A 7,908-nucleotide genomic window follows, 5' to 3' on the forward strand; every position below is an offset into this window, starting at 1 on the left:
GGCCGGATGTCGCATTCATGACTCGCTTTTTCCCCTCCCTGCTGGCAGCCCTCGCGCTACTGGCGGCCAGCGTGCCCGTGCATGCCAGCGTTGTAATTACCGGTACCCGCATCATCTTTGCGGCTCAAGAGCGCGAAGCCACCGTCAACCTTGTCAACAATGGCAAAGACCCCAGCCTGGTCCAGGTCTGGGTAGACGATGGCGATACTCGTGCCGCGCCCGAGACCATCCAGGTGCCGTTTACCGTGACGCCAGTGCTGGCCCGTGTCGAACCTGCACAAGGGCAAAGTATTCGCCTGCTGCATACCGGCAGTCCAATGGCCAGTGATCGAGAGTCTCTGTTCTGGTTCAACATGCTTGAGGTCCCGCCAAAAACCAAGGACAGCAATGTCCTGCAACTGGCCTTCCGTACCCGTATCAAGCTGCTGTACCGCCCGCAGGGCCTGCCGGGCAAGGCCGAGGACGCACCGGCCCTGGTGACCTGGCACCGAGCGCCTGGACAAGACGGCAAGCCTGAGACGCTGGTTGGCCGCAACCCGTCGGCCTACTACGTCAATCTCGGTGAAATAAAAATTGAATATAACGGCAAGTCGACTTCACTGGGCACGGGCTACATTGCGCCTTATTCGCTGGGACATTTTATATCCTCGTCACCTGTCAACCCGCGCTCAACGGTCAACTTCACCAGTATCAATGACTACGGCGCCGGGAATAACCATAACCAACTATTGAGCTCTAGGCCTGCCAGTACTCCATCCCCTTAGCCCACTCTCCCTCCTCGACACTCCGGGCGTTCTCGAAGTTTTCGTGCGTGCCCAAGTTTAATATTGGCACCCCTGAAAATGACTTTAATATCATTACACTTTCGCTCGCCCCGAAAAAAATCAGTCTCAACAATAAGCCGATTATCTGTTGGTCTGTCCGGTTTGTTGTCATGGCACGTTTCGGTCATGGCCGACACCGCCTTATCCGCGCAGGTTGAATTTGAACCGGCATTCCTGGGCAACGGCAGCAACCTGCCCGTGGACCTGTCGCGCTTCGAGCGGCGCAACGTCGCAAGCCCTGGAATCTACAATGTGGACGTTGTGGTCAACGACGAGTGGCACGGGCGCTTCAACCTCAGCTTCAGGGCCCGGCCCGGTGACGAAGAAGCCCTGGCCTGTTTCGACAATGCCCTGCTAGAGCGTCTCGGCCTGGATAGCAGCAAGTTTTACCCGCAAGCGCAACAGCAACTTTCTGCCGCCCAGGCTTGCATACCTATCGACGGAGCACTGGACGATGCCAGCAGTCGCCTGGACTTTGCCAACCAGCGCCTGTACTTGTCGGTGCCGCAAATCGCGGTCAAACGCAGCGCCCGCGAAACGGTTGACCCGTCACAATGGGACAGCGGCATAACAGCGGGTTTTCTCGACTACAACCTCAACACCTACAGCACCCAGCATCGCAGCCAGGGCAATTTTCGCCAGACCTACCTGGGGCTCGGTGCCGGGCTCAATATCGGGCCGTGGCGCCTGCGCCATGATGGTTCGCTGAACTGGAGCGACCAAGGCCAGCAGCGCTACCAGAGCATTGCCAGCTATGCCCAGCGTGATATCACCCCCTGGCGCTCGCAACTGACACTTGGTGAAAGCTACACCTCGGGCGGGCTGTTCGATTCATTGAGCTACACCGGCATACGCCTGGCCAGCGACGATCGCATGCTGCCCGCCTCGCTGCGCGGCTATGCACCAGTGGTGCGCGGTATCGCCAGCAGTAACGCACGAGTACTGATCCGCCAACGCGGTGTAACCCTGCACGAAACCACCGTGGCACCGGGCGCATTCGAAATCGATGACTTGTATGCAACCGGCTACGGCGGCGACCTGGAGGTCACAGTGACCGAGGCGGACGGCCGCGAACATAGTTTCTCCGTGCCTTACGCCGCCGTTCCGTTGTCCTTGCGCGCCGGTGCCAGCCGCTACAGTGCAACGCTGGGCACCTTGCGCAACCAGCAACTGAACAGCAACCCGGTGTTCGTCGAAGGCACCTGGCAATATGGCCTGAACAACCTGGTCAGCACCTACAGCGGTATGACCCTGGCATCCGGGTATGGCTCAGCCTTGCTCGGTGGTAGCCTGAACACTGAGCTGGGTGCGTTCGGCGCCGACCTTACCCAGGCCCGTACCCACTTGCCCGGGCTCGGCAGTCAGCAAGGCCAGAGCCTGCGCCTGAGCTACGCAAAGACCCTGAGCGAAACCGACACGCAGATCGCCCTGGCCACCTACCGCTACTCCACCCGCGGCTTCTATGGCCTGGAAGACGCCCAGCTCAGCCGCCAGTTCCTGCGCGATGCCGGCGATCAGCGCTACCAGCGCCATCGCAGCCGCACCACCCTGTCACTAGCCCAACCGTTGGCACTAAATTACGGCCAACTGCACCTGAGCGCCTCGGCGTCGAGCTACTGGGACCATGCCGGCAGTGATCTGAGCTACTCGATCGGCTATAGCAATCACTACAAGACCCTGGGCTACACCCTCAGCAGTACTCGGGAACGTGACCGCTTCGGGCGCGCCGGCAACACCCTCTATTTGAGCCTGTCCCTACCTCTGGGCAGCGAGCGTGTGCGCAGCCTCAGCAGCAGTATTTCCAGGGACAGCAACGGCAACAGCCGGGCCCAGGCCACCCTTACGGGCGCCACCAGTGACGATCAGCACCTGAGCTACGGCATCACCGCCAGCCAGGACCGCCATCATGGCCAGAACAACCATACACTCAGCAGCAACCTACTCTACCGCGGCTCGGCCGCCGAGCTCAGCGGTTCACTCAGCCAGGGACGGCACACTTCGCAAGCCTCGCTTGGCCTGCGCGGCGCCATCGTCGCCCATGCTGACGGTTTAACCTTGTCGCAACCCTTGAGTGAAACCTTCGGCCTGATTCACGCCAAAGACGCCGATGGCGCACGAGTCACCTCCGGCACCGCGCTGAAAGTCGACAGCAGTGGCTATGCCGTAGTACCAAACCTTACGCCTTACCGGCGCAACACGGTTGCCATCGACCCCAAGGGGCTGTCGACCGACGTCGAGCTGCAATCGAGCAGCCAGCAGACCGTGCCACGGGCCGGCGCCATTCCACTGCTGGTATTCCAGACCCGCTCCGGGCGTTCGGCCGTTATTCACGCCCGCCAGGTCGATGGCCAGCCATTGCCGTTTGGCGCAGCGGTGCTGGATACCGACGGCAATGAATTGGGTGCCGTCGGACAAGGCAGCCAACTGTTCGCCCGCGGCCTTCAGGATGAAGGTGAAATCATCGTGCGCTGGGACAACGGCTCGACAGGCAATTGCCGGATTACCTATGCCCTGCCCCCCGCCGCAAAAAAAACTGCGGGCGCCGCGCCGCAAAATATTCAGTCCGTTTGCCTTGCAACGCCAGCCCACCCTTGAACCGTCGAGACCTGCCCATGCTTTGTTCTTTACCCGCGCGCATCGCCGGCGCGACAGGATTGCTGCTGCTGGCCCATAGCGGCATCAGTGCCGCCAGTTGTGTACATATCGGCTCCAGCCCTTCCCAAGCCTACATCACCATAAACTCGCAGCTGACGGTGTCTGCAATAGATCCGGTAGGCAAGGTGATTTATGACAGCGGCACCCGATACGCGACACGCATGGCCTACCGCTGCTCTGCCGCCCATGGGCAGCGAGCCGGTTTTACCGAGGTTTTCACCCACATCGGCGAAGGCATTCATCGAACCAATCTGGAGGGTATCGGTATCAAGATCACGGGCTCCGAAGCCGGCGCCAGTCGTTTTTATAGCTGGCCGGTCCCCACTATCACGCATCCGGCCGGCACTACCGATGTCACCCCTTGGTACAGACTACAGTTGATCAAGACCGGACCGGTGAACAGCGGGCTCCTGTTTTTCCCGCAGACAATCATTAGCCACACCTTTGAGCCGCATACCCCGGCCAACACCGCCAGGCTGACGATGGTGCAAACCAGAGTCGAGGTTGTCTCAGCCGACCCCACCTGCGCCGTCGACCCGGGTTCGAAAACGATCCCCGTCAACCTGCTGGATCATCCATCAAGATTCTTTGACGCCGTGGGCAAGGTCACCGCACCCCAGCCGCTCGAGATCCGTCTCAACTGTGTCGGCGGCAGCAGTGGCAGCCGCCTCAACGTCAGCTATACCATCACCGACGCCAGCAACCCGGGCAACCAGTCCTCAACCATCAGCCTGGCCAGTCACGCTACTGCGCGTGGTATCGGTATTCGCCTGCTGCGTAACGACAACACCCCAATCGTGCTGGGCACCCGGCAACCAGGCGGTACCGTGGGTTCAGGCCCGGTGACGCACCGGATCCCCTTGCGCGCACAGTACGTACAGACCACCGCCCAGGTAACCCCCGGCTCTGCTCCAGGCCGGGCGACGTTCCTGATGAGTTACGACTGAGCACAAAAAAGCCAGGCAATAGCCTGGCTTTTTTAACCGTGCAACGACTTCAGAACGGCATCTTGAAACCTGGCGGCAACTGCATGCCGGCGGTCATGCCGCCCATTTTTTCCTGGCTGTTGGCTTCGACCTTGCGCACGGCGTCGTTGACGGCGGCGGCGATCAGGTCTTCAAGCACTTCCTTGTCTTCCTGCATCAGGCTGTCGTCCAGGCTGATGCGCTTGACGTCGTGACGACCGGTCATCACCACGCTGACCAGGCCGGCACCGGATTGGCCGGTCACTTCGGCGTTGGCCAGTTCTTCCTGCATCTTGGCCATTTTTTCCTGCATCTGCTGAGCCTGCTTCATCAGGCCGGCCATGCCACCTTTCATCATGGGGATCACCTCAAGTATTACGTTACGGGGTGCGGCGAGGGCCTGGCCCGGGCCGCTGGTGTTATTGCGTTACTCGCCCTGGGCAACCGGAGCGTCGACAGGTTCAATAGTATCGTGCCTGACCATGGCGCCGAACTGCTGGATCATCTGCTGGATCAGCGGATCATCCTGGATCGAGGCCTCTGCCTGGCCCTGGCGTTCGGCGCGCTTGCGGGCTGCGGCCTGGGCCGGGGTTTCCTGCTCAGGGCGAATCAGCTCGATGGTCAGTTTGAGCGTACGGCCCAGGTGCTGGTTCAACGCATCGTTCAGGCGCCGCTGTTGCGTGCTGTTGAACAGGGCGCTGTGGGCCGGGTCCAGGTGCAGCAGCCAATCGTCGCCTTCGGCACTGATCAGCGTACAGTTGGCGGCGATATTGCCGGTCATCCCGGAAATCGGCAACTGCGGGAACAATTCCAGCCATTTCAGCGCCAGGCCCGTGGCCGGCTGCGCGGCGGGCAATGGCTCGGCAGGCGGCGCATCAACTTCGTGAGCATGCTCGATGGCCAGCTCGTCCAGGTAACTGTAGCTGGCCGGGTCCATTTCCGGCTCGTAATAGTCTTCGTCCAGCGGCGGCTCGTCGTCGCGGTCCATGCCGGCCGGGCTGTAGCCGATGCCATCGTCGGGCGGCGGCACGTGCTGCGGCGCGACCTGCTGAGCCGGCGCAGGCGCGGGCGGCGGCTCTACGGCAACCGGCGCGGGCTCGACCTCAGGCTCAGAAGCGACGGGATCGTTCCAGGGCAGGTCGACAACCGGCTCAGGTAGCTGGGCCTCGACCGGCTCGGGTACAGGCTCTGGCTCTGGCTCCGCAACAGGCTCAGGCTCAGTAACCACGGGCGCAGCCGCCACGGCCGGCGCAGCCTGGGGGGCTGCTGCCACCGCGCTTGCAGAATCAGCTGTGGCCTGGCTGATCCCCACCGGCTTTAGCACCGGCTTCGGCGCATCGTCGGTATCGGCGGGACGGAACGCCAGCATGCGCAGCAGGACCATCTCGAAACCACCACGCGGATCCGGTGCCAATGGCAGATCGCGTCGACCGATCAGCCCCATCTGGTAATAGAACTGCACGTCTTCGGCCGGCAATGCCCGAGCCAGGGCCAGGACCCGGTCGCGATCGCCCTGGCCATTATCGACCGCCTCCGGCAACGCTTGGGCAATGGCCACGCGGTGCAGCACGTTGAGCATCTCGGCCAGCACGCCATTCCAGTCCGGCCCCTGTTCCGCCAGGTGCCGAACGGCTTCGAGCAAGGCCCGCGCGTCGCCTTCCAGCAAGGCCTGAAGCACGCCGTACACCTGACCGTGGTCGAGGGTGCCGAGCATTGCCCGCACATCGGCTGCCAGGACCTTGCCTTCGCCAAAGGCGATGGCCTGGTCGGTCAGGCTCATGGCGTCGCGCATCGAGCCGTCGGCCGCGCGGCCGAGCAGCCACAGGGCATCGTCTTCAAAGGGTACGTTTTCGGCGCCGAGCACATGGCTCAAGTGCTCGACCACCCGCTCGGGGGTCATGTTCTTCAGCGAGAACTGCAGGCAGCGCGACAGGATGGTCGCCGGCAGCTTCTGCGGGTCGGTGGTGGCAAGGATGAACTTGACGTAGGGTGGTGGCTCTTCCAGCGTTTTCAGCAAGGCGTTGAACGAGTGGCTGGAGAGCATGTGCACTTCGTCGATCAGGTAAACCTTGAAGCGTCCGCGGCTTGGCGCGTACTGCACATTGTCGAGCAGTTCGCGGGTGTCTTCGACCTTGGTGCGGCTGGCGGCGTCGATCTCGATCAGGTCGACAAAGCGCCCTTCGTCGATTTCCCGGCACACCGAACAGGTACCACAGGGCGTGGAGGTGATACCGGTTTCGCAGTTAAGGCACTTGGCGATGATCCGCGCGATGGTGGTCTTGCCCACGCCGCGGGTGCCGGTGAACAGGTAGGCATGGTGCAGGCGCTGGTTGTCCAGCGCATTGATCAAGGCCTTGAGCACATGGGTCTGGCCGACCATTTCGCGGAACGAGCGCGGACGCCATTTACGTGCAAGAACCTGATAACTCATCGAAAACCGTCGCGACTGCAAGCTGAAGACCGCTAATCGTAGCGGAGCGGGGGCAAAATTGCACCCCGCCGATCTCGGCTAAGCTGTCAGGCGGGCATCAGGGAGGATGCGGTGTGTGGAGAATACTGAGTGCGTTGCTGCTGGCAAGCACCGCCAGCCAGGCGGCCGACCCCGTACTGCGCTTTTCGGTGGCCGAAAGCTGGGCCATGCCACTGATACGCGTTGAACAGCAACAACCGGTCGAAGGTATTTTGCACGACCTGATGCTGGCCGTGGCCCGAGACGTCGGGCATCGCGCGCAGTTTCATGTATTACCGCGCCTGCGCTTGCAGCACGCCATGGAGAACGGCGATATCGATGTACGCTGCTATGTTGCCCAGTCCTGGCTCACTATCCCCGGGAATACCTACCTCTGGAGTTTGCCGCTGCTCCAGCAACGCGACTTGCTGGTCGGCCAGCCCGGCGAGATGCAGCCGCTGCTACCCAAGCAACTGGCACCGCAAGCCATTGGCACCGTGCTCGGCTACACCTACTCAACCATCGAGCCGCTGTTTGCCAGCGGCCAGTTGCAGCGTGAAGACAGCCGCAATCAATTGCTGGTACTGAACAAGCTGAACGCCAACCGCTACCGCTATGCAATCAGCAACCAGCTATCGCTGGACTGGTTCAACCGCGAGTTGCCTGCCGGGCAACGGCTGCGGCCTCTGGCCGTGGTCGAGGAGCAGAGCCTGGGGTGCGTTGTTCGCAATGCGCCGGACCTGCCGGTACAGGGTATTTTACGCGCGTTGCTGCACCTGAAGGCGTCCGGGGAACTCCAGCAGATCATCGAGCGTTACACTCAGCCAACCGTTGCAACGCCATAACCGCAAAAAAACGAGCGCGCGCCATCATTCGCTGGCCAATGGCAGCCAAGGGCATTCAAGGAGACGAGAGATGAGACAAGAGGTGATGCATGACGCACAAGGCGAGATAGGTGGCGACCCCACCAGCCACACCCCGGCACACAATGTCACCGCTGCGGCTGGGTCCCTTC

Annotated in this window: 6 protein-coding genes; 4 read left to right on the forward strand and 2 right to left on the reverse strand. The window is 61.8% G+C overall.

Features of this window, described 5'->3' with window-relative positions:
• From UW3_RS0122975 to UW3_RS27925, 3 genes are all read left to right on the forward strand, one after another.
• Positions 1-764 (forward strand): fimbria/pilus periplasmic chaperone (locus tag UW3_RS0122975; protein WP_010226008.1); only part of this gene is annotated, 764 nt, incomplete at its 5' end.
• A 186-nt stretch (positions 765-950) separates the two neighbouring features.
• Entirely contained in the window at positions 951-3,419 is a 2,469-nt protein-coding gene (locus UW3_RS0122980; protein ID WP_010226009.1) for a fimbria/pilus outer membrane usher protein, read from the forward strand.
• A gap of 17 nt (positions 3,420-3,436) precedes the next feature.
• Positions 3,437-4,426 (forward strand): fimbrial protein, encoded by a 990-nt coding sequence (locus UW3_RS27925; protein ID WP_081492845.1) that lies wholly within the window; start codon positions 3,437-3,439, stop codon positions 4,424-4,426.
• Between the two features lie 49 nt (positions 4,427-4,475).
• Here the strand turns inward: UW3_RS27925 and UW3_RS0122990 are convergent, their stop codons facing one another.
• Together UW3_RS0122990 and dnaX are read right to left on the reverse strand one after the other, a co-directional pair.
• Positions 4,476-4,802 (reverse strand): YbaB/EbfC family nucleoid-associated protein, encoded by a 327-nt coding sequence (locus tag UW3_RS0122990; protein WP_010226011.1) that lies wholly within the window; start codon positions 4,800-4,802, stop codon positions 4,476-4,478.
• 69 nt (positions 4,803-4,871) lie between these two features.
• Positions 4,872-6,875, reverse strand: coding sequence for a DNA polymerase III subunit gamma/tau (gene dnaX / locus UW3_RS0122995; protein ID WP_010226012.1), 2,004 nt, complete (start codon positions 6,873-6,875; stop codon positions 4,872-4,874).
• 113 nt (positions 6,876-6,988) lie between these two features.
• On the opposite strand from dnaX, the gene UW3_RS0123000 reads away from it, so the two are divergent.
• Positions 6,989-7,738 (forward strand): substrate-binding periplasmic protein, encoded by a 750-nt coding sequence (locus UW3_RS0123000; RefSeq protein ID WP_026001477.1) that lies wholly within the window; start codon positions 6,989-6,991, stop codon positions 7,736-7,738.
• The last annotated feature ends 170 nt before the right edge of the window (positions 7,739-7,908 follow it).

Origin of the sequence: Pseudomonas donghuensis (genome assembly GCF_000259195.1) — a bacterium.
Taxonomy (GTDB): domain Bacteria; phylum Pseudomonadota; class Gammaproteobacteria; order Pseudomonadales; family Pseudomonadaceae; genus Aquipseudomonas; species Aquipseudomonas donghuensis.